Source organism: Slackia faecicanis (genome assembly GCF_003725295.1).
Taxonomy (GTDB): Bacteria; Actinomycetota; Coriobacteriia; order Coriobacteriales; family Eggerthellaceae; genus Slackia; species Slackia faecicanis.
Window position 1 is genome coordinate 314,304 of record NZ_QICB01000002.1, and the last position, 20,904, is coordinate 335,207.

Annotated in this window: 17 protein-coding genes; 1 reads left to right on the forward strand and 16 read right to left on the reverse strand. The window is 66.3% G+C overall.

What is annotated here, in order from left to right; translation table 11 throughout:
• Window positions 1-102: 102 nt before the first annotated feature.
• The 5 genes from glyA to DMP07_RS03960 form a co-directional block, all read right to left on the reverse strand.
• On the reverse strand, window positions 103-1,353 hold the full coding sequence (glyA, locus tag DMP07_RS03940; RefSeq protein WP_123197839.1) for a serine hydroxymethyltransferase: 1,251 nt from the start codon (window positions 1,351-1,353) through the stop codon (window positions 103-105).
• Between the two features lie 183 nt (window positions 1,354-1,536).
• A complete protein-coding gene (gene rpiB, locus DMP07_RS03945) occupies window positions 1,537-2,019 on the reverse strand; it encodes a ribose 5-phosphate isomerase B (protein WP_123197840.1) in 483 nt (160 codons plus the stop codon).
• A gap of 221 nt (window positions 2,020-2,240) precedes the next feature.
• The gene (glpK, locus tag DMP07_RS03950) at window positions 2,241-3,737 is read right to left on the reverse strand and encodes a glycerol kinase GlpK (RefSeq protein ID WP_123197841.1); all 1,497 of its coding nucleotides are present in this window, start codon (window positions 3,735-3,737) and stop codon (window positions 2,241-2,243) included.
• A gap of 114 nt (window positions 3,738-3,851) precedes the next feature.
• Window positions 3,852-4,109 carry a hypothetical protein gene (locus DMP07_RS03955; RefSeq protein WP_123197842.1) on the reverse strand — a complete coding sequence of 86 codons (258 nt, stop codon included), beginning with the start codon at window positions 4,107-4,109 and terminating at the stop codon, window positions 3,852-3,854.
• Window positions 4,110-4,169: 60 nt separating this feature from the next.
• Entirely contained in the window at window positions 4,170-5,711 is a 1,542-nt protein-coding gene (locus DMP07_RS03960) for a helix-turn-helix transcriptional regulator (protein WP_244594846.1), read from the reverse strand.
• A gap of 610 nt (window positions 5,712-6,321) precedes the next feature.
• Between DMP07_RS03960 and DMP07_RS03970 the strand changes: the two genes are divergently transcribed.
• Window positions 6,322-8,238 carry an FAD-dependent oxidoreductase gene (locus DMP07_RS03970; protein ID WP_244594847.1) on the forward strand — a complete coding sequence of 639 codons (1,917 nt, stop codon included), beginning with the start codon at window positions 6,322-6,324 and terminating at the stop codon, window positions 8,236-8,238.
• Window positions 8,239-8,678: 440 nt separating this feature from the next.
• Here the strand turns inward: DMP07_RS03970 and DMP07_RS03975 are convergent, their stop codons facing one another.
• The 11 genes from DMP07_RS03975 to DMP07_RS08960 form a co-directional block, all read right to left on the reverse strand.
• The gene (locus DMP07_RS03975; RefSeq protein WP_123197846.1) at window positions 8,679-9,620 is read right to left on the reverse strand and encodes an alpha/beta fold hydrolase; all 942 of its coding nucleotides are present in this window, start codon (window positions 9,618-9,620) and stop codon (window positions 8,679-8,681) included.
• A gap of 167 nt (window positions 9,621-9,787) precedes the next feature.
• Window positions 9,788-10,381, reverse strand: coding sequence for an A24 family peptidase (locus DMP07_RS03980; RefSeq protein WP_123197847.1), 594 nt, complete (start codon window positions 10,379-10,381; stop codon window positions 9,788-9,790).
• Window positions 10,382-10,744: 363 nt separating this feature from the next.
• The gene (locus DMP07_RS03985; protein WP_123197848.1) at window positions 10,745-11,344 is read right to left on the reverse strand and encodes an L-threonylcarbamoyladenylate synthase; all 600 of its coding nucleotides are present in this window, start codon (window positions 11,342-11,344) and stop codon (window positions 10,745-10,747) included.
• 165 nt (window positions 11,345-11,509) lie between these two features.
• The gene (locus tag DMP07_RS03990) at window positions 11,510-13,063 is read right to left on the reverse strand and encodes a hydantoinase/oxoprolinase family protein (protein ID WP_123197849.1); all 1,554 of its coding nucleotides are present in this window, start codon (window positions 13,061-13,063) and stop codon (window positions 11,510-11,512) included.
• Window positions 13,064-13,216: 153 nt separating this feature from the next.
• Window positions 13,217-14,305, reverse strand: a complete 1,089-nt coding sequence (locus DMP07_RS03995; RefSeq protein WP_123197850.1) for an S-methyl thiohydantoin desulfurase family protein — start codon at window positions 14,303-14,305, stop codon at window positions 13,217-13,219.
• On the reverse strand, window positions 14,298-15,395 hold the full coding sequence (locus tag DMP07_RS04000) for an S-methyl thiohydantoin desulfurase family protein (RefSeq protein WP_123197851.1): 1,098 nt from the start codon (window positions 15,393-15,395) through the stop codon (window positions 14,298-14,300). The genes DMP07_RS03995 and DMP07_RS04000 overlap by 8 nt, the downstream gene beginning before the upstream one ends.
• 113 nt (window positions 15,396-15,508) lie before the next feature.
• Window positions 15,509-16,858, reverse strand: a complete 1,350-nt coding sequence (locus tag DMP07_RS04005) for a cytosine permease (RefSeq protein WP_123197852.1) — start codon at window positions 16,856-16,858, stop codon at window positions 15,509-15,511.
• A 304-nt stretch (window positions 16,859-17,162) separates the two neighbouring features.
• Entirely contained in the window at window positions 17,163-17,546 is a 384-nt protein-coding gene (locus tag DMP07_RS04010) for a DUF3784 domain-containing protein (protein ID WP_123197853.1), read from the reverse strand.
• 102 nt (window positions 17,547-17,648) lie between these two features.
• Window positions 17,649-18,350, reverse strand: coding sequence for an ECF transporter S component (locus tag DMP07_RS04015; RefSeq protein WP_123198043.1), 702 nt, complete (start codon window positions 18,348-18,350; stop codon window positions 17,649-17,651).
• Between the two features lie 63 nt (window positions 18,351-18,413).
• Window positions 18,414-19,916 carry an ABC transporter ATP-binding protein gene (locus tag DMP07_RS04020; protein ID WP_244594849.1) on the reverse strand — a complete coding sequence of 501 codons (1,503 nt, stop codon included), beginning with the start codon at window positions 19,914-19,916 and terminating at the stop codon, window positions 18,414-18,416.
• Entirely contained in the window at window positions 19,898-20,764 is an 867-nt protein-coding gene (locus DMP07_RS08960; RefSeq protein WP_244594850.1) for an energy-coupling factor transporter transmembrane component T family protein, read from the reverse strand. Before DMP07_RS08960 ends, DMP07_RS04020 begins: the two co-directional genes overlap by 19 nt.
• Window positions 20,765-20,904: the final 140 nt, after the last annotated feature.

The following is a 20,904-nucleotide window of genomic DNA, read 5'->3' on the forward strand; positions in this document are numbered from 1 at the left end:
CGTCTATCTCTTCGCCTCGGGCCTCAATGCCCGAAGCACACGACGGCGGGGCACGGTGCGATGCCCGGCCCCGCCGTTCGCGCATTCTTACATCAAGATGCCTTAGAAATCATACTGCGGATACAGCGGATGCGCATCCAGGATCGCGCGGACGTCCTGGGCGATCGCGGCCATCTCGGCCTCGTCGCCGGCGGCGAACACCGTGGCTGCGATCAGCTCGCCCACACGGCGGAAATCGGCCGCGTCGAGGCCGCGCGTAGTGGCGGCGGCGGAACCGACGCGGATGCCGCTCGTGACGAACGGAGAGCGGGGCTCGTTGGGAATCGAGTTCTTGTTCACCGTGATACCCACGCTTTCGAGCAGCTTCTCGGCGTCTTTGCCCGTCACGTCGGCGGGCGTCAGGTCGACCAGGCACAGGTGGTTGTCGGTGCCGCCCGACACCAGGCGCAGGCCGCCGGCGATGAGGCCCTCGGCCATGGCGGCGCAGTTGGCCACGACTTTGTCGATGTATTCCTTGAATTCAGGCTGCAGCGCCTCGCCGAAGGCGACGGCCTTGCCGGCGATCACGTGCATGAGCGGGCCGCCCTGGCTGCCAGGGAACACCGCCTTGTCGATCTTTTTCGCAAGCGCCTCGTCGTTGCACAGGATCAGGCCGCCGCGCGGGCCGCGCAGGGTCTTGTGCGTAGTGGTGGTGACCACATCGGCGTACGGCACGGGGCTGGGATGAGCACCCGTGGCAACGAGGCCGGCGATATGGGCCATGTCCACCATGAAGTACGCGCCGTGGGCATGGGCGATGTCGGCCATGCGCTCGAAATCGATCGTGCGGGGATACGCGGACGCGCCGCCGACGATCAGCTTCGGCTTGAGCTCGGATGCCATGCGGTCGATGGCGTCGTAATCGATCGTCTCGTCTTCAGTCAGGCCGTAGCCGTGGAAGTCGTACAGACGGCCGCTGAAGTTGACGGGCGAGCCGTGCGTGAGATGGCCGCCGTTGTCGAGGCTCATGCCCAAAACGGTATCGCCCGGCTCGATCAGCGCGAAGTAGGCCGCCAGGTTGGCGTTGGCGCCGCTGTGGGGCTGCACGTTGGCGAACTTGGCGCCGAAGAGCTCCTTGGCGCGCTCGCGGGCTAGCTCTTCCACCACGTCGACCTTCTCGCAGCCGCCGTAATAGCGCTTGCCCGGGTAGCCTTCTGCATATTTATTAGTAAGAACGCTGCCCATGGCCTCCATCACGGCCGGACTCGTGAAGTTCTCTGACGCGATCAGCTCGATGGAATCACGCTGGCGAGAGAGCTCCGCGGAAACAGCGGCGGCGACTTGCGGGTCATTGTCCAGATAGGCAAAAGGCATAGGAGCGTCCTTTCTTTCGTTCGTCGGAGCCGTGCATTCGGCCCCGAGCATGACTGGGTCGGTTCATCCTACCACCGACGAAAGACGCGGCATCCGAAGAAGCGGTCTTGCGGTCGGTTTTAGCACGCCTGAAACGAGAATGTAAAAAATCGGCCGCCGAAGCGACCGATTTCCATTCCTTCTTTATCCGCGACGGACGTTGCCGTCGGCTCCGATCACGGCGCCGCCCTTGGCGTCGAGCTTCATGATCTTGGCCACGCGCATGGCATGGCGGCCGCCCTCGAACTTCGTGGCGAGGAAAGCGTCGACGATCTTCTTGTTCTCCTCGAGCTCGACGAAACGGCCGGAGAGCGTGATGATGTTGGCGTCGTTGTGCTGGCGGCACAGCTCGGCGAACTGCACGTTGATGACGTTGGCGGCGCGACAGCCCACCACCTTGTCGGCGGCGAGCGCCATGCCGATGCCGGTGCCGCACACGAGCACGCCGCGGTCGGCGGTTCCATCGGAGACGTCGTGGGCCACGGCCTCGGCGTAATCGGGGTAATCGACGCGATCGTCGTTTTCGGGGCCGCGGTCGATCACGTCGTGGCCTTCGCCCTTGAGATACTCGGCCAGCGCCTGCTTCTGATCGAAGCCCGCGTGATCGCTTGCGATGGAGATGATCATAGCTGTCTGTTCCTTTCGCGACGACGGATGCGCCCGCCGCTCCTTTTCACCTCGGGGCCGCGCCCCGTCTCCGTCAACGAACCCATAATAGCAACCGCACTCCCGCTTCAGGCCCCATGACCCATCGAACACGAAATAACCGCGGCCGAGCGGAGGCCGAACGACGCCCTGGCCCGACGGCCGGCGAAAACGCGACGCTCCCCCGCCCGTTCGGACCGGCGCTAATCGGTCAGCACGCGGCGCACGGCGTCGTGCCAGCCCGCCATACGCTCTTCGCGCGTCGCCTCGTCCATCGCGGGAAGAAAATGCTCGTCCGGTTCGCGCATGGCCCTGATTTCTTGCAGACTCTCCCAGAATCCGGTGTTCAGCCCCGCCAGAAACGCCGCGCCGAGCGCGGTGCTCTCGATGACCACAGGGCGGTTGATCTGGGCGTTCAGAATGTCGGACTGCATCTGCATGAGCAGGTCGTTGGCCGAAGCGCCGCCGTCCACGTTGAGCTGGTCGATGACGATACCCGCGTCCTGCTCCATGGTGCGCGCCACGTCGGCCACCTGAAACGCCAGCGATTCGAGCGCCGCACGCACCACATGGGCGCGCGTCGCCCCGCGCGTCAGGCCGAAAATGGCGCCGCGAGCCTGCGCATCCCAATACGGCGCTCCCAGACCCGTGAACGCGGGCACCACGTAGACGCCCGCCGTATCCTGCACGCTCGCCGCAAGCGCCTCGCTTTCGGCGGCGCTGCCGATGATGTCCAACTCGTCGCGCAGCCACTGGATGAGGGCGCCCGCTACGAACACGCTGCCCTCGAGGGCGTATTCGATCCCCTGCGCGCCAGGAGCGCTGGCGGCGATGGTGGTCACCAGGCCGTGCGCCGATTCCACGGCGCGTTCGCCCGTGTGCATGAGCAGAAAGCATCCCGTGCCGTACGTATTCTTCGCTCGGCCCGCGCTGAAGCAGCATTGGCCGAACAAGGCGGCCTGCTGGTCGCCCGCCACGCCGCGGATGGGAATGCCCGCGGGCAAGCCCGGATAGGCCGTGACGCCGTAGTCGGCCGAGGACGGACGCACGTCGGGCAGCGTCGAGGCGGGCACGCCGAACAATTCGAGCAGTTCGGCGTCCCAGCGGCCTTCGTGGATGTCGAAAAGCATCGTGCGGCTCGCATTGGTCACGTCGGTCGCATGCACGGCGCCCGCCGTCAGGCACCAGACAAGCCACGAGTCCACCGTGCCGAAGGCCAGCTCGCCCGCATCCGCCAGCTCGCGCGCGCCTTCCACGTTGTCCAAAATCCAACGCATCTTGCTGGCGGAGAAATACGCGTCGGGAACGAGGCCCGTCTTGGCGCGCACCATGGCCGCCACGTCGGGATGCCCGCACAGCTCGTCGATCATGGCGGCCGTGCGGCGGCACTGCCACACGATGGCGTTGCACAAAGGCTCGCCCGTCTTCTTGTTCCAGACCACCGTGGTCTCGCGCTGGTTGGTGATGCCGATCGAGTCGATTTCGTCGGGCGACACGCCGCTCGACACCATGGCCTCCACCATAACGCCGAGCTGCGACGACGCTATTTCGCGTGGATCGTGCTCGACCCAGCCGGGCTGCGGATAGACCTGGCGGAACGGATGCTGCGCCGATCCGCGGATGCGGCCGCGGCGATCGAAGACGATGGCGCGCGACGACGTGGTGCCCTGGTCGAGCGCTAGGACGTATCTCTTCTCCATGGCAATTCCCCGTTCATAAGAAGCGGCCGCCGCGGGATGCGGCGGCCGTCGTAAACCTTCGCTCGATTATACCCGCGCCGCCGCAACGCTTCGCAACGGCGGCGCGGACGGGCCTTATTCGATCCCGTAGATGTCGAACATGCCGATTGTGGTCTTGAGCGCTACCTTCTGCGCAATGAGCTGATTGCCGGTCGAGGCGTTCAGCGTGCCTGCGGCCTTGCGCTCGGCGATCGTCTCTTCCAGATCGGCAAGACGCGCCACCAGGTCGTCATGCATGTCCTCGTATGCCGCCAGGCGGTCGAGCGCCTCGTTCATGCGCTCCGGTTCGACGGACGCCGTTCCGTCCTGCGCGCGGGAAGTCAGTCGTTTCATAGCAAGGTCCTTTCGACACGATTCTAACGGGGATGCGCCGGGCTCTCGGGCGCCGCGACGCTACGAGGCTCCGCCGCCGAGCGCTTCGCACTCGAACAGATTGATCAGGTCGTCTTTGCCCGACACCTTCGTCTTCGCATAGACGTTCTTCGTATGCGTCCATACGGTGTTCTCAGATATGACCAGCTCTTCGGCGATGCGCTTGGCCGAACGGCCGCGCACCAGATACGAACAGATCTCGGTCTCGCGCTTGGTAAGCCGGTAGCGCGCGGCGAAGGCTTGCAGCGCGGCCTCCCAATCGGGCTCGAGCGGTGCGGGCGAAGCGGGGGCGCCCTCGAGGCGGGAGGCATCCTCGCGCGAAGCGGGAGCCGCCTGCGGCGCGGCGGGCGCGGACGGAGCCGAAATTTCGGGGACGGCGCCTTGCACGCCGCCCGACTGCGCCTGCACCGTACGCCTCATACCCTGCAGGCTGCGACGCATGACCACCACGAAGGCGATGCACAGCGGATAGATGGCAACGAACGCAAGCAGCGTCATGAGCGAGATGTCATAGTCGCCGCTCAAGTAGTTCAACAGCAGGCCGATGCCCAGGCCCAGCGCGAGAAATCCGTTCGAGCCGCCCATGTAGACGCTCGAGAGCAGATAGCTTTGCTGGCGATGGCAGTGCGCCGCGTCGACGATGAAGAACAGGAACAGCATGCCGCACACGTCGTAGCAGGCGATCATGACGGTGCCGGCGAACGGGCCGAGCAGCTCTCCCATGAACGGCAGCAGCGACAGCAGCACCAGCATGACGGGCAGAACCGCCTTGTACACCGACGTAGGGTCGGGCAGGCGCAGCGCCACCAACGCCGCGGCCACGGTGACGAGCGTCGCCGCCGCGAGCGGGATCCACATGGATACGCCGCCGACGATGTGCTCGAACGACGACCCGAGAACCGACGTATGCAAGATGCCCACCACGCCCACGAGCACGAACAGGCAGGCGAACGACGCGCCGTATTTGGCCACGAACGCACGCGCCGTCACGGGCTCGAAGGTTTCGGAAACCGACGGCGCGGGACGATTCGAAGACCCCTTCCCCTCGGCATCGAGCGCGCCCGACGCGAGCAGGTCGACGTGCATATAGCACAGGCAGGACACGACCGCCGAAGCCATCGCGCTGACCGGCACCAGAAACGTCGGCAGAAGCGACGTGAGCGCCACCACGACCATCTGGATGCATAAGCCCGCCACCATGTTCTTATGCGACTCGCGCGGCTCCTGATAGGCGAATTCCTCGAGCCACGTCACGCACAGAAGAAACGACGAGACGCCGTACGTCACGCCGAGCACCGCGGCCGACGCCGCGGCGGGCAGACTCGCGAGCACGCCCGTGAAGCTCAGGCAGAAGCCGGCGAGAAACACCAGAAGCGCCTGCCACTGCGGAATGGAACGCGGACGGATGCGGCCGCGCGCGGCGAGCACGCCCACCACGGCGGCGAGCACGAGCGACACCGCTTCGCTTGCCAGCATGAACCACAGCTCGGTCACGAAACCTATATTGTGCGCGACCGATCCCATGGCGGACAGATAGCCGATAGACGTGGCCGCCTTCGACAATCCGAAGCCGCATGCAGAAACGGCCCCGACATTCGGAGCAAAAACGCGCATATGGATACCCTCCCCCTGAGTAGCTCGGCACAGTATATCCCTCGGGCACGCGGGCGCGCACGAGGGAGCGTTTTTCCTTGCCGCGAAATCACAGCGCGCCGATATGGATCGCCCGTCCGATGCGCCACAGACGCCGCGGACAAACGGGCCGACGAAAAGCGTCGGAGGCGGCCGGGCCGGGCGGACGCAGCGGCGTTGGCGCGGCCTTGCGCACGATGCGCGACGCGCTCGAAGGCGCGCGCAGACGCCTGCAGGACGCAGCGCAGCCATCGCCCAGCGTATCACCGATCGAGTTGCAAAACATCAACTTCACCAGGCATTTTCCAAACTTCACCGATACTCGGTGAGGACATCGGCAGCGCAGGCGCGTAAGGTCGATGGCGTCTTCGGTGCTTGCGAAGCCTGCAGACGCGTTCGTCACGAAGCCCCTCCTTCGCGACGCGGCCATGCCGCCCGACGGCGGCGCGCATCATGCGCGGGCCGGCCGAACGCGCCTTGCGCCGTACGGCCGCGCGCACGCTTCTTCGCACCGAAACGGGAGGAACCAAGGAGGAGAGAAATGACTATGGATCTGAATCGTCGCGATTTCCTGAAGGGCGCCGGCGTCGTCGGCGCACTGGGCGCCGTTGCAACGATGGGCGTGGGCTGCGCGCCTGCCGCCCCGGCCGAGAAGAGCGCGACCGAAGAGGCCGCTTCCGCTGCCGCCAAGACCCCGAACGAGACCGCGTATAAGAAGATGGACGAGGCCACCGACGGCAAGTACGTCGCCAAGGCCATGGGCCACGAGAACTTCGTGTTCGTCGAGACCACCGTCAAGGACGGCGCCATCGCCAACCTGCAGGTCCTCAACCACGACGAGACCCCGGGCATCGGCAGCCTGGCCGCCACCATGTGGCCCGCGAAGGTCCTCGAGACCCAGAACCTCGACATCGACGCCATCTCCGGCGCCACCACCACCTGCAACGCCATCAAGAACGCCGCGCTCGAGTGCCTCGAGAACGCAGGCGTCGATTCCAGCGAATTCCAGAAGGGCCCCGAGCAGCTGACCGGCGGCACCGAGCAGACCATCGACACCGACGTGGTCATCATGGGCGCGGGCACCGCAGGCCTGGTCGCCGCAGCCCGTCTGCTCGAGAAGGGCGTGAAGGTCACCCTGTTCGAGAAGCAGGACATCCCCGGCGGCTCCATGTCCATGACCTATTCCGGCGTCGCCAGCGCGGGCAGCAAGCTGCAGGAGACCTACTCCCAGGGCCGCTTCGACGACAACCCGAACTACAACAAGGACGCCATGATGGCCGTTCTGTCCAAGTACGTGAACCCCGAGTTCGACCGCTTCAACGGCGCGATGCCCTACGACCACGCCATGTACGACACCTCGGGTCCGCTGGTCGACTGGATGCACGGCATCGGCATCGGCTTCTACAGCATGGGCGTGAACAAGGCCTACGGCATCACCCCGTACCTGGCCCCCGGCTGCTATGAGGGCGGCTGCGGCCAGGCCATGCAGTACCTCGCCGACCGCGTGGGCGCTCTGGGCGGCACCATCGTCTACGGCGCGAAGGTCGTCGACATCGTCATGGACGGCGACCGCGCGACCGGCCTCGTGGCAGAGGGCAAGGACGGCTCCGTCTACACCGCCAACGCCAAGGCCGTCCTGCTGGCCTCCGGCGGCTTCGGCGCCAACCAGGAAATGGTCGACCAGTACTATCCGCAGTACGCCGGCCGCTCCTTCAACTGCTGCCCCGCATCCACGGGCGACGGCATCGTGCTCGGCCAGAAGGTCGGCGCAGGCATCGAGTGCATGGGCCGCGAGCTGGGCGCCTACATGTCCACCACCTCGCAGGCAGGCTCCCGCATGGAGATCGCCTTCATGTACCAGACCACCCCGGGCATCATGGTGAACGCCCACGGCGACCAGTTCGGCAACGTCATGAAGGCCAACCACTTCGTCATCGGCAACGCGCTGCTCGACGAGGAGGCCAACGGCGGCAAGTTCTTCTGGATCACCGACGAATCCGGCGCCGTGACCACGATGAACAACCTCACCTGGGGCTTCGACACCTATAAGGCCGTCTTCGAGCGCGGCGACATGGTGCACTACGACACCGTCGAAGAGGCCGCCGAGGCCACGGGCTGCTCGAACCTGGCAGCCACCCTCGAGAAGCACAACCAGCATGCGCTGGCGGGCGAAGAGGACGAGTGGAAGCGCTCCAAGCTTCCCTACCTCGACACCCACGACGGCATCTGGGTCTGCGGCGTCGAGCCGACCTTCTACCTGACCACGGGCGGTCTGACGATCGACACCACCTGCCACGTGACCAAGGAAGACGGCACGGTCATCCCTGGCCTCTACGCCGCCGGCGACGTCTGCGGCTCCATCGAGGAGAAGGACGGCAAGCAGTACGCCATGGGCTTCGACGCAGCCATGAACTACGGCTTCATCATGGCCGACACCGTCGCAGGCGAAATCGCCTAACCGGCGCCTGAACGCTTTCACGCGATCGAGCGGTGCGGCCCTTCGCCACGCCGCTCGGCACCCCTTTCGAGCGCGCCGCCTCCCCCTCCCTGGCGGCGCGCCCCTCTCGAATCAGCATCTCCGCATCGCCTTCTTCCGATCCGAAAGCTCCGATGCGACGAAAAGACCGCGGATACCCGCGGTCTTTTCGTATAAAGAGCTGTTTGTTGCGGCGCAACCGTCGCGGTCGCGCGAAGCGGCGGCAGGAACGAGCCTCGACGCAGACGACGCGGGGGCGAACTTCAGGAGGAATGCGACGCCGCAAACCCGTACGGGCACGAGTCGGTGCCGCGCTGCGATGCGGCGGCTCGCCCTCCGACCATCGAAAGCAAGCGCCCCCTGCCGGCATGGCGCCGCCCCGTCCTTCACCCGCGCGGCGCGTCCGCCGCAGGCCGATCCGGCTAGATTCCCTTGCTTTCCAACCACCGCGCCACGTCGGCGTACACGCCTTCTTTACCGGGCTCGTTGAGCACCTCGTGGCGCATGCCTTCATAAAGCTTCAGATCGACCGAGGCCACGCCTGCCGCGCGGTATTCCTCGACGGCGCGCTCCACTCCCTTGCCGCAATCGCCCACGGGGTCTTCGGCTCCTGCGATGAAGAACAGCGGCAGCGCGGGCGGAACGAGGCGCGCGCGGGCGGCGTCGGTGGCCTCGAGCGTGAGGGCGGTCAGCGATGCGTATCCGCCCACCGTGAACATCTGCCCGCATGCGGGGTCGGCGATATAGGCGTCGACCACCGCAGGGTCGGTCGATATCCAATCGAGGTCGGTACGCGCGTCGGCGATCGCCTTGCCGAACGAGCCCGCGCCGAGCGAATCGACGAACGCGCTGCGGTGCCGCTCGCCCTTCACGGACGCGATGACGCGCGAGACCGCATTGCCCGCGCGCGAAAGCAGACGCGGCTGCTGGCCCGTGCCGCACAAGACGGCGGCGGCCAGACCTTCGCCGTGCCTGGTCAGATAGCAGCGCGTAATGAAGCTTCCCATGGAATGGCCGAACATGACGTAAGGCACGCCGGTCGCGAAGCGCGAGGCCGTCATGCGGCGCAGCTCATGGACGTCTTCGATCAGCACCTCGTTGCCGCCGTCCAGCGGAATATGGCCGAGGTCTTCTTCGTCTTGCACGCTTTTGCCATGGCCCGTGTGGTCGTTCGCGCACACGACGAAACCCTGCGACACCAGATAGCGCGCGAAAGGCCCGTAGCGGTCGATATGCTCGGCCATGCCGTGCACGATCTGCACGATGCCGCGCGGCGCGACGCTTTGCGCGTCGGGCCGCCAAAGCAAAGCGTGGATGCGCGAAACCCCGTCATGGCTCGCAAAGCCCAGGCGTTGTGTTTTCATATGCCGTCCCTCCCTGCGAATCGGACCACCAGCATACCCCGGACGCAGGCGCGCTGCATGCGCGAGCCGCAAAGCGTCGACGGCCCTTTACGCGATGATGCACGCATCGCGGCGAAACGTCGCGCAACGCCCGTGCCGCGAGCGATGGGGGAAACGCGCGGCCCGCGTCAGCCGAGCAAGGAAAGCGGCGCGACGAGCGCGAACGCGACAGCTAGAAACGGCACGAACGCAAACGTGCCGTCGAACGGCGCAGGAGAAGGCCCCGAGGTCGGTCTGCGCGACCGAAGCGCAGCGAGAGCGCGGTCGCAAGCGAAGCGGACGACGCAATACAGCGCGGCGAGCACGCAGGCCGCGCCCAGGCAGGCGAGCGCCCCTGTTGCGCCGCAGTGCAGCCCCATGACGAACAAGAGCTTCACATCGCCCATGCCGAGCGCCGCCCGGCCCGCCGCGCGAGAGAGCAGGAATGCGAGCGTCAGCGAGAACGCTGCGACGAGCGCCGCACCGGCGCATCCCGCAGCGATGCCGCGCGCCCACGAGACGGACGGCCGAACGCCTCCCTGCCCCGCGGCATCTGCAGCGGCAGCGAGCACGAAGGCTGCGGCCCAGATAAGAACGCCCGCGATAAGCGCGATGCCCGGCACGATGCGGCGCCTGATATCGACGACGCTCGCCCATGCCAAAACGACGCCGAACGCGCACAGCGCGAACGCGGCGGCGAACGGCGGCATGAAGCGAAGAGGAATGTCGAACAGCAAATCCATGCCTTCAGCCTAGCGAACCCGCCCGGCCCGCTTCCATCGCGAACCCGGTCGGCGCCGCGCCCCGTTCCGGCCCGACCCCCGCCGTCACCTTCGCACGACCCGCCGCTGCGCACCATGGAAAGGCATTGTCGGCATTGAATGAACCTTACACTGTAAAGTAATACATAATTCCAGGCCATACAGCAGATGGCCTGGAAAAGAAAACGGGGCCTGCGCCCTTGGAAAAAGCATGAAGGCCTGGACGGGCAGCCGTCCAGGCCTTCATGGCGCAGTCTTCTTCAAGCCGATCGGAAACACGCGCATCGCGATCGGCGCGGCGCCGCGGATGAAAACGCGCGGCCGAACCCGAACGGGCGCTGCAAGCTATGCAAGCTCGAGCAGGTCTTTCTCGGTCACCGAGCCGCGGCGCAGCACCATGGGGCGCTCGCCCGTGCAATCGACCACGGTCGACGAGATGCCGCTACGCGGCGAACCGTCTCCGAGGGCGGCGGCCACCAGGCCCAGCAGCTCGCGATCGACCTCGTCGAACGTATGCGCCGGGGGCTTTCCCTGGAAATTGGCGCTCGAGGTTGCCAGCGGGAAACCCACGCGCTCGATTAGCGCGAGCGCCACGGGGTCGTTCGGCATGCGCAGCGCGATGGTGCCGTTTTCAGCGCGGAACGCCTCGGGCACATTGGCGGCGGCCTTCACGATCAGCGTCAGCGGGCCGGGCCAGAATTTCTCGGCCGCCGCCACCGCGTAAGCGGGAACATCGAGGCCGTAGAACGAAAGGGCGCTCTTCTTGCCCACCAGCCACGGAATGGCCTTGTCGGAATCGCGGCGCTTGATGTCGTAGAGCACCTGGGGCGTCTTCGCCAAGCCCACCGCCACGCCGATGCCGTACACGGTATCGGTCGGAAACACCACGGGCTTGCCGGCGGTCAGCGCCGCCGCGGTTTTCTCGATGCTATCGGTCTGTTTCATGGAAACCTCGCTTTCGCGACCACGCCTCGGCCGCATCGTCGGCTTCGCATGATACTCCGAGGACGCCGCCGGCGCACGGGACCGGACCATTCGTTACAGCTTCAACAAACAGCCGGGCCCGTTTTGGAAAAATCGACGGCGCCTCCGGAAGGGCGAGCGGGGCGTCTATTGCGCCAGGTCGCCTGCGGCCTTCACCTTCACGCGGTTGGTGTGGCCGGGGTAATACTGCAGCGGCACGTCCTCGGAATCGATGACCTCCACCGTTTCACGGATGGCGCCCGCCTCGACCGCCTGCTCGATCGCCGCCTCACGCGCGGCCGCCAGCGCCTGCTCGCGCGGCGTCACGTCGTAGTCGACAAGCGCCTCGTAGGTGCCGCTCACCTTGGAAATGGCGGAGCCGATCGCGTTCGCGCAGCCGGAGTGCTCGGGCTTGACGCATTCGGCCGTGCCCGCCAGGTCGGTCGGCAGAATGATGCAGCCGCCGCCCACCAGGATGGCGTCGATGTCGTCGTTGGACACCTTCATCATGTCGATGCCCTCTTCCACCAGCTCGCGCATGGCGTCGAGCGCTTTCTCGGCGAAGGCCTCGTCGATGTGCGCCACCTTGGAGGGGTCGCCCACCTCGGCCATGCCCAGGCGCACGGCGATGTCGGTGGCCGTCATGACGTCGCCGCCGAAGACGAGCGCGTGCTTGGTGATTTCGTAGCCCACCGAATCGGGACCCACGGTGACACGGCCGTCCTCGCGTTCGCGCACGATGGAGCCGCCGCCCAAGCCGATCGAGATCACGTCCGGCATGCGGAAGTTGGTGCGCACGCCGCCGATCGTCACCGCGACGCCGCTCTCGCGCGGGAAACCGCTCTGCAAAACGCCCAGGTCGGTGGTGGTGCCGCCCACGTCGATCACGATGGCGTCTTCCATCTTGGACAGATAGCTCGCGCCGCGGATCGAGTTGGTGGGGCCGCACGCGATGGTCAGGATCGGGTACTGGCGCGCGTGCTCGATCGTCATGAGCGTGCCGTCGTTTTGCGACAGGTACACGTCGGCGTTCACGATGCCGCGCTCGGCCAGGCTTTTCGCGAAGCCCTCGGTGAAGCGCTTGGCCACCTCGTGCAAAGCGGCGTTGAGAATGGTGGCGTTCTCGCGCTCGACCAGGCCCATCGATCCGATTTCGGACGAGATGGACACGTGGACGTCCTCGCCCAGCACCTCGCGGGCGATCTGCGCGGCGGCGAGCTCGTCGTCGTTGCGCACGCCGGAGAACACGCAGCTGATGGCCACGGCGCCCACCTTGCCCTTCACGCCCTCGAAGAAGGCGCGGCAGGCCGCCTCGTCGAAATCGGCCAGGCGCTTGCCGTCGTATTCGAAGCCGCCGCCGATGATGGCGGAATCCACCGCGACGGACGCGATGTCGTCGGCCCAGTCGACCATCGGCGGAATGCCCACCGACGCCGGCGCGCCGATGCGCAGGATGGCGATCGGAGCCAAGCCCTTGCGCTCCACGATGGCGTTGGTGCACTGCGTGGTGCCGAGCATGGCCTGGCCGATTTCCGCGGGGTTCACGCCGCTTTCGGCCAGCACGGCGTCGACCGCGCCCATGATGCCTTCGTAAATGTCGCCCGACGTGGGGTTTTTAATGGCCGCCGCCACGTTCAGGTTCTCGTCGATCAAAACCGCGTCGGTGTTGGTGCCGCCGACGTCGATGCCGAGTTTATACATTGCCTCTCCTTTTGAAACGCCCCGAAGGGCACGTCGTCCAATCAATCGCGCACGCCGCCTTGCGCCGCGCAGCCGCGCGCACATCCCGCGCGTCGCCGCGCCCGGCGCCCCGTCGCCCGAAACCTGCGGCAACGGGCCCGGCGAGGCGCCGCGTCATCGCCTGCAGCGCTCCTCGACCGGAACGTAGTCCGTATCGAGGCCGAAATAGCGCGGACCGGCAAGCTCGAGGCCCGCAGGCGTGCGCCACAGGTGGAAGCACGGCAGGCCCACGGCCAGCACGCGCTTGCCGTATTTGAGCGCGTCGGTGGGAATGGGCATGAACGTCTCCGTATCCACCAGGCAGATCAGATCGGGCGTCGTGGCCACGATTTCGCCTTCCACCGTGCAGGCCAGGTTCTCGTTCTGGAATTCGACGAAGGCGCCGCGGCCCTTGTCTTCCCCGATGCCGTCGAGCACCACGCGGCCGAAGTTGAAGCCGCCGCGCGTCTCGCGCACCAGGTCGGCGATTTTGCCCTTGAACAGGCGGTGACCCCGGGTGTATTCGAGGAAATACTGCTCGGGCGTCATGCCTTCGGGGCAGTTCTTGATCGCGCGGATCGTGCGGCCCAATTCCTGCGAGCGCGTCACGATGCCCTTCACGCCGAACTCTTTGACGACGCGCGCCTCCATGACGTATTCGACGCTCAGAACCGATCCGCCGCATGCGGTGCAGCCGGCGCGGCACACGGTTTCCACCCACTTGTTGGTGACCGTCTCCATCAGGCCCAGGTTGCCCTTCTCGTCGATGAAGATCATCGGGCTCGCGCTCTGGCCGCCGATGGTGAACGTGACCATCTGGATTTCGGGGAAGGCGCGGCCCATGCCGTCGGCGTCCACCATGGGAAGGCCCAGGCGCGCGGCCGCGGCGATCGGCAGCATGGAGTTCACGCCGCCCGCCTCGATCGGCATGACGGCCGCGGCCTTCTTGCCGTAGTAGGCCTCGATCATGTCGAGAAGCTTGGCGAACTCGTTGGCGCCCACGGCCTTCTCGGTCAGAATGGTAGGCGCGCCCACCGACGCCACGGGAACCACCACGGCGTCGTCTTCGAGCTCGTCGACGTCGACCAGCGTCACCTCGCCGCATTCCTTCACCGCGCCGATGGCGGTCAGCTTGCCGATATAGGGGTCGCCGCCTCCGCCCGCGCCCAGAAGCGCCGCGCCGAGAGCGATCTCTTCGATATCCTGTACGCCCAGCTTACGCATCGGTCCTCCTTGCCGCGAGCTCTTCGATGGGAACGTAATCGACGTCGAGCCCGAACCAGCGCGGGCCCGCCAGCTCCAAGCCGCCCTCGGTGCGCCACGCGGGGTCGCACGGCAGGCCCACCACCAGCACGCGCTTGCCGTATTTGAGGTTCTCGGTGGTCACCGGCACGAACGTCTCGGAATCCACCAGGCAGATCAGGTCGGGCACCGTGGCCACGATTTCGCCGTCCACCTCGGCGTAAATGTTCTCGTTCTGGAATTCCACCACGGCTTCGCGGCCCTTGTCTTCGCCGATGCCTTCGAGCGTCACCTTGCCGAAATTGAAGCCGTCGCGCGTCTCGCGCAGCACGTCGCAGATCTTGCCCTTGAAAAAGCGCATCGCGCCGCTTTCGCGCAGGAAGAACGCCTCGGGCTCTTCGCCCTGGGCGTCGGATGCGGTGCGGATGATGCGGCCGAGCTTCTGCGCGTAATCGACCGTGCCCTTCACGACGCTCGTCTTCATCTTGGCGCCCGTCATCGGCGAAGCCAGCGTGGTGACCTGGCCGCCCGACGCCGTGGTGATTTCGCGGCCGATGCGCTCGGTCCAATCGTTGTCGATGGTGTAGAGCACGGTGCAGTTGCCCTTTTCGTCGGCGATGACGAAGGGATTGGTGGACACGCCGTTGAGGGTGAACGTGTCCTGCTGGATGCCCGGGAACGCGCGGCCCATGCCGTCGGCGTTGACCAGGGGCAGGCCCGCGCGCGCGGCGGCGCTGATCGGCACCATGGAGTTCATGCCGCCCGCCTCGGAAAGCAGGAACGCATCGAGCTTCGTGTCGAGCATGCGCTCCATCATGGCGCGCACCTTCGGGTATTCGATGCCGTTGGTGCCTTTCTCGAGCGAAACGCTGGGAGCGCCCACGCCGCAGATGGGAGCGACCGTCCAATCGTCGGGCACCTCGTCCACGTCGAGCAGCGTCACCGGGCCGTGCTCCTTCACCGCGGCGATGGCCTCGAGGCGGCCCATGTACGGGTCGCCGCCGCCGCCCGATCCCAGAAGCGACGAGCCGAGCGCGATATCGTCGATATCTTCCAAACCTATCGTGCGCACGTCGATATCCTTTCGTTGTCGACCTTCGTCCCGTTTCGGACGAATTCTTTCTTATATGCGGAAGGCGTCCGCGCGAACGCACGAACGCCTCGTTGCCTTGAAAGCGGCGCCGTCTAACGCTGCGGCGTCTTGAGCTGGATGGGGCCTTCGAAAGCCGGAAGTTTCATGGCCTTGTAGATGAGCACGTACAGCGCCATGGAAACCACGATGCCGTTGACAGGGCCCAGCAAGAACGGAATGTCGAGGAACGCCAGGGCCGTGCCCGCGAACGTGCCGCCCGTGACCATGGCCACCGCGGCGCCCGCCACGAAGCTCACGATGCCCGGCACCGACACGCCGTCGAGCGGCTTGAAGTTCTCGGGGCGCGCCTTGCGCACCAGCCAGTAGTCGGCGATCATCGATCCCGCGAGCGCGGGGATCATGGCCGAAAGCAGCGTGAGGAAGAACGTGAAATGCTCCATGATGCCCGCCGCCGCCAGCACGATGCCCACGACGCCCGACACGATGGTGGCCGCTTTGTAGCCGCGCTCGCCCTTGCCCAGCATAACCGCGAAGGCCAGGCCCGCCGAGTAGGCGTTGCTCACGTTGACGGTCCAGGTGCTGGCGACGAGCGCCACCATGCCCACCACGGCCAGGCCCAGGCCCGCCATGATCAGCGTGATGTCGCCGCCCGATTCGGGAACCACGATGGCAAGCACTGCGCCGATCATCATCACGAACACGTTCGCGGGCCACACGCCCGCCGCAGACGACACCACGGCGTCGCGGCGGCTTTTCGCATAGCGGGTGAAATCGCCGATGGTGGCGCCTCCGAGCGCGAACAGGCCCACGGAGATATTGACGCCCGCCACAAGGCCCATGCCTTCGGCGGGAACGTAATTGAACACGCTGTCGACGCCGGTGCCCGACACGGACACGACCAGGCCGTACATGCAGATCAGGAAGAGCATGGGCAGCGCGATGTAGTTGACCCATTTCACGCCGTCGAAGCCGAACGCCGCCGTGGCGAGCATCAGGCCGCCCAGCACCGCCGACGAAACCCAGACGGGTATCTCGAACCCGGTGAGCTCGGCGAGCGCGATCGAGAACGACGAGCCGCACACGGCCGCCTGCACGCCGAACCAGCCGATGAGCGCCAGGCCCACCACGGCGCTGATCAGGTAGCGCCCGCCGGTCTTGCCCAACGCGGCGGTAGAAAGCGCCGAGGTGGGAAGGCCCAGGTCGGCAGCCTGCATGGCCACGAGCACCATATAGGCCGTGATGATGCCGAAGCCGACGAAGGCGGCGATGAAGCTGTCGCCCAGCGTCAGCGCCGCGCCGAGAGCCGCGCCCGTCATGAGGCTCGAGACGTTGAACGCGTTGCTGACCCAGATCACCGTGAGCGGCCAGACCCCCTTGCGCTGGGACTCGTCGATATGCATTCCCTCGGCTTCGAAGCTCATGGCTTCTGATTCAGACGACATGTAACGCCTCCTTCGTGCGAACGAACCACTTGGATGCCGATGCGCGAGAACGCGACGCGCCTTTCCGTAAGACGCCCGCATGAAAATCGCCCAGACGCGATCGCGAGCGGCGACGCATGGGCTGCGCACAGCATTGACGGGCTAGTCTAGCACACTAAAGCGCGATATTGAAACGGGAAGATAGGCTTGGAATGCATAAAAGAAGCCTCTCGTGCCCGAAATTCAAATCATGACGCATAAATTTCGCCCTGAAAGGATTTTCGTGCACGAAGGACGACGCATCGGCGCCGGCCTTCGAAACCCATCATCGGGCGTTTTTCTTCTTCGATTTCTTCTTCGATGGCACTTCCCTTTTGCAGTGCTTCTCGATGTAGGACACGCTCCACACCAGCGACGCGATGATTGCGACGATCATAGCCGCCGTGTAGGCGGGAAGCACCGCATCGGGAAGCGCGCTTGTCAGCGCGACGTACTTCAGCGCGATGAACACGAGCACCGCGACGCCCGCCACCAGCGCGAACACGCCCGTCGCCTTGCAGGCGCGCGGGACATCGTAGGACCTTTCGCGCTCGTCGGGATCCATGCGGTTCAGCGTGGCCACCATGAACACGCCATGTCCCGAGAACAGCACGACCGCCGATATCAGGCACGCCGCCGCGACGAACCCTCCGATGACTATCTCCGTCATAGCCTTCGCTCCTTGTCCGCTCGGCCTTCAAACGGCCGGTTCCTTCATTCTGCGATTCGGGCTCCGGCGCATCGTCGCGAAGCCTCGGCGGCGCATACCATATCACGATGCGCGCTCGCACAGCGCGTATTTGCGCCCGATGCGCGCCAGCTTGCGCCGCCACGGGGCATAGAGCGCCAAGAGGAACGCGACCGTCGCCACGGCGTGCGTGGCGTCGAAGGGCAATGCCGCGGCATAGACCGCAAACGCCTGCACCAGGCTTTCGGGATGGAAGAAGCCCACGATGCTCCACGTATTCAAAACCACGCCGTAGCCGAAGCCCGAGGCGAACCCGTAGCAGCACATGATCGGAAGGCTCTTCTCGAGCCCGGCCTGGGCAAGCAACCCGGCTCCGTAGCCGATCATGCCCCACGCATACATCTGCCACGGGGTCCAAGGCCCCTGCCCGAAGAAGAAGTTCGACGCCAGAGCCGCCAACGCGCCCACCAAAAACCCGCTGCGACGCCCGAACACGGCGCCCGCGATGATCGCGACGGCCGATACGGGCTTGAAGCTCGGAAACGGGGCGAACAGGATGCGGCCCGCCGCCGCCAGGGCCGCAAGCACCGCCACGGGCATGATGTCGCGCAAACGCGGGCGGCTTGCCTCGTAGCCCGCGAAGAACAGCAGCAGCGCGCACGCCACCACGACCATGCTGACGAGCGCCGTCTGCTCGACGCCGTACCAGGCGCAGGCGATAAGCACCGCAGGCACCGCGCCCACGGCGAACGCTTCGGCAAGCAAGGGGAAAACGCGCCGGCACATGCGGCCGCGCGCGGGGCCGCCGGACGCCGCGGGCGCATGCAGCATATGTTCGCTCGGAGCCATCTAGACCTCCCCGAACAGGCGCGCGTGCGCATTCGGGCGATAGACCAGGTTGTTCGCGAAAAACTCCTCGGCGGGCTCGGTGCAGGCCGTCTCGCCGTCGAAAAGCATCGACACCTCGTCGGCCGTGACCAGCGCGAAATCAAGATCGTGGGTCACCACGACCACCGTGCGGCCCTCGTCGGCCAGCGCGCGCACGATGCGCGACGCATCAGCGCACGACGCGGGGTCCAGGCCCTTGGTGGGCTCATCCAAGAACAGAAGCTGCGCGCCCGTGAGCAACAGCTTCGCGAAGGCGAGCTTCTGCTGCTGGCCGCCCGATAGATCGTAAGGATGCTGCGACGCATGCTGCGCGAGGCCGAACCGGCGCAGCGCCTCGGCCTCGTCGTCTTCGCCGTAGCCGCAGCGCGCGCTCCATTCGTGCAGCTCTTCGGCCACGCTGTCGCACACGAACAGGGCCTTGGGGTCTTGCGGCATCAGGGCCTGCGAGCCCGCCAATGCGTTTTTCACGCTGCCGCGCTGCGGGCGCAGGATGCCCGCCATCAGCTTGAGCAGCGTCGATTTGCCGCATCCGTTGCCGCCGACGAGCGCATGCACGCTGCCGCGGCGCACGCGCACGTCCATGCCGCGCAGCACCCACGGCGCCTGGCGGTCGTAGCGCACGAACGCATCGCGCACCTCCACCGCGACGTCCGCCTTCGCGAGCGCCTCGCGGCGCGCCTTCCTACGCGGGGCTATCTTTTCTTCGGCCTCTTCGCGCGAGGCGCCCGCGCCCAAAGGCTGCAGCTCCACGACGCGCGTCGCATACGCGGCCACGTCTTCGGGGGCATGGGTCGCCATGACCACCGTGATGCCGAGTTCTCTGTTCACGCGCGCGAGCATGAACAGGAAGCGCTTGAGCGCGTTGGGGTCGAGCTGGGCGGTGGGTTCGTCGAGCAGCAGCAGACGCGGGCGCAGCGCCAGCACGGCGGCAAGGTTGACCAGCTGCTGCTGGCCGCCCGAGAGCTCCTCCACGCTGCTGCGCACCCACGGCTCGATGCCGAAGAAATGGGCGACTTCCGCCACGCGGCGACGCATCTCGTCCTGCGCAACGCCTAGATTCTCCAGCCCGAAGGCCAGCTCGTGCCACACGGTGTCGCAGACGATCTGAGCGCCGGGATCTTGCATCACATACCCGATCGTCGACGCGCTTTCGAGCGGCGTGAAGCCCTGCACGACCGCGCCGTCTTCGACCAGCGTGCGCCCGGCCGCGCGAATCGAGCCCTCGCGCGCGCCGACGGGCGAAAGCTCGGGCTTCAAGCTGCGCAGAAGCGTGGTCTTACCGCATCCGGTGGCGCCCACGATCACGCAGAAATCGCCTTCCTCCACCTGAAAGCCCACGTCGCGCACCACCCACGCACGCTCGTCGGCGCACGATGCATCGGATACGCCCGCCCGCAAACGGGTCGCGCCGCCTTCCGCGGGCGGATACGCGAAGGAATAGCCTTCTACTTCAACGAACGCCACTGCCACCACTCCTTCGCCTGCAGCACGATCGGAATCGCCAGAAACGCGGCATAGGCCGCATAGCCCGCCTGCATGTGCAGCGGGGTCATCGCGGGATAGAACTCGTAAGCCGAGCATGCGGCTGCGATCAGGCCCGCGTTCGACGCGGCCAAGGCCACGATGGCCGCCGTCAGCGCGGCATCGGCCCGCCCGAAGCGGAACCGCTTGTACGTGGTGCGCTTCGCCCCGCAGCCGTAGCCGCGGGCGCGCATGGCGTCGGTGCGGCAGATGCCGTCTTCCATCCCCCACTCCATCAGCACCGACACGATGCGGAACCGCCCGTGCGCCGCATCGCGCTTCGTGACAGGGGCCGCGGCGCTCGCCGCATCCTGCACGGCGGCCACCGATGCGCCGCGCGAGACGAACTGCGGAACCAGACGCAGCACCTGCGACGCCATAAGCGTCACCGTCGGCGCGATATTGCCCAGCAGCGCAAGCGAATTCTCGCTGGTCATGCAGCGGGCATACGAAGCGAACCACAGAAAGACCGCCGCGAACATGCCACCCGAGCACAGGCCGTAGACGACCGATTCGACATAGACGACCAGACCGCCGATATGGAACAGCTCGGTCGATCCCGATGCGGAAAACAACGGGTTCGCGCAGGCCATGATCGCACACATCGGCACGACCCACGCCAGCGAGCGCGCGGTCTGACGGGCGCCGCGCAGCACGATCGACGCAGCGAGCGCGCCCGCGAGCGAAAGCGCCACGTACACAGGATGCATGGCGGCCATGGAAAGCAGGGCCGCGCTCACGATGAACGCGAACGCCACCGCGGGATGGTAGGACGAAAACGCGTGATGCATAAGAGGATGCGCATTCCCTTCTTCTCTTTCCGCCGAAACACACGCACGATGCGCGCCATGAGGCCGGCTTTCTTCGCCGACGATGCGCGGCCGAAAGCGGGCCTCATGAAGCGCGAAGCCGGCGAAAGACGGAAGATCCG

Bases quoted from the DNA above. Each gene is read 5' to 3' on its own strand.
- glyA (WP_123197839.1), bottom strand. From the start codon at position 1,353: ATGCCTTTTGCCTATCTGGACAATGACCCGCAAGTCGCCGCCGCTGTT.
- rpiB (WP_123197840.1), bottom strand. From the start codon at position 2,019: ATGATCATCTCCATCGCAAGCGATCACGCGGGCTTCGATCAGAAGCAG.
- glpK (WP_123197841.1), bottom strand. From the start codon at position 3,737: ATGGAGAAGAGATACGTCCTAGCGCTCGACCAGGGCACCACGTCGTCG.
- DMP07_RS03955 (WP_123197842.1), bottom strand. From the start codon at position 4,109: ATGAAACGACTGACTTCCCGCGCGCAGGACGGAACGGCGTCCGTCGAA.
- DMP07_RS03970 (WP_244594847.1), top strand. From the start codon at position 6,322: ATGACTATGGATCTGAATCGTCGCGATTTCCTGAAGGGCGCCGGCGTC.
- DMP07_RS03975 (WP_123197846.1), bottom strand. From the start codon at position 9,620: ATGAAAACACAACGCCTGGGCTTTGCGAGCCATGACGGGGTTTCGCGC.
- DMP07_RS03980 (WP_123197847.1), bottom strand. From the start codon at position 10,381: ATGGATTTGCTGTTCGACATTCCTCTTCGCTTCATGCCGCCGTTCGCC.
- DMP07_RS03985 (WP_123197848.1), bottom strand. From the start codon at position 11,344: ATGAAACAGACCGATAGCATCGAGAAAACCGCGGCGGCGCTGACCGCC.
- DMP07_RS03990 (WP_123197849.1), bottom strand. From the start codon at position 13,063: ATGTATAAACTCGGCATCGACGTCGGCGGCACCAACACCGACGCGGTT.
- DMP07_RS03995 (WP_123197850.1), bottom strand. From the start codon at position 14,305: ATGCGTAAGCTGGGCGTACAGGATATCGAAGAGATCGCTCTCGGCGCG.
- DMP07_RS04005 (WP_123197852.1), bottom strand. From the start codon at position 16,858: ATGTCGTCTGAATCAGAAGCCATGAGCTTCGAAGCCGAGGGAATGCAT.
- DMP07_RS04010 (WP_123197853.1), bottom strand. From the start codon at position 17,546: ATGACGGAGATAGTCATCGGAGGGTTCGTCGCGGCGGCGTGCCTGATA.
- DMP07_RS04015 (WP_123198043.1), bottom strand. From the start codon at position 18,350: ATGTGCCGGCGCGTTTTCCCCTTGCTTGCCGAAGCGTTCGCCGTGGGC.
- DMP07_RS08960 (WP_244594850.1), bottom strand. From the start codon at position 20,764: ATGCATCACGCGTTTTCGTCCTACCATCCCGCGGTGGCGTTCGCGTTC.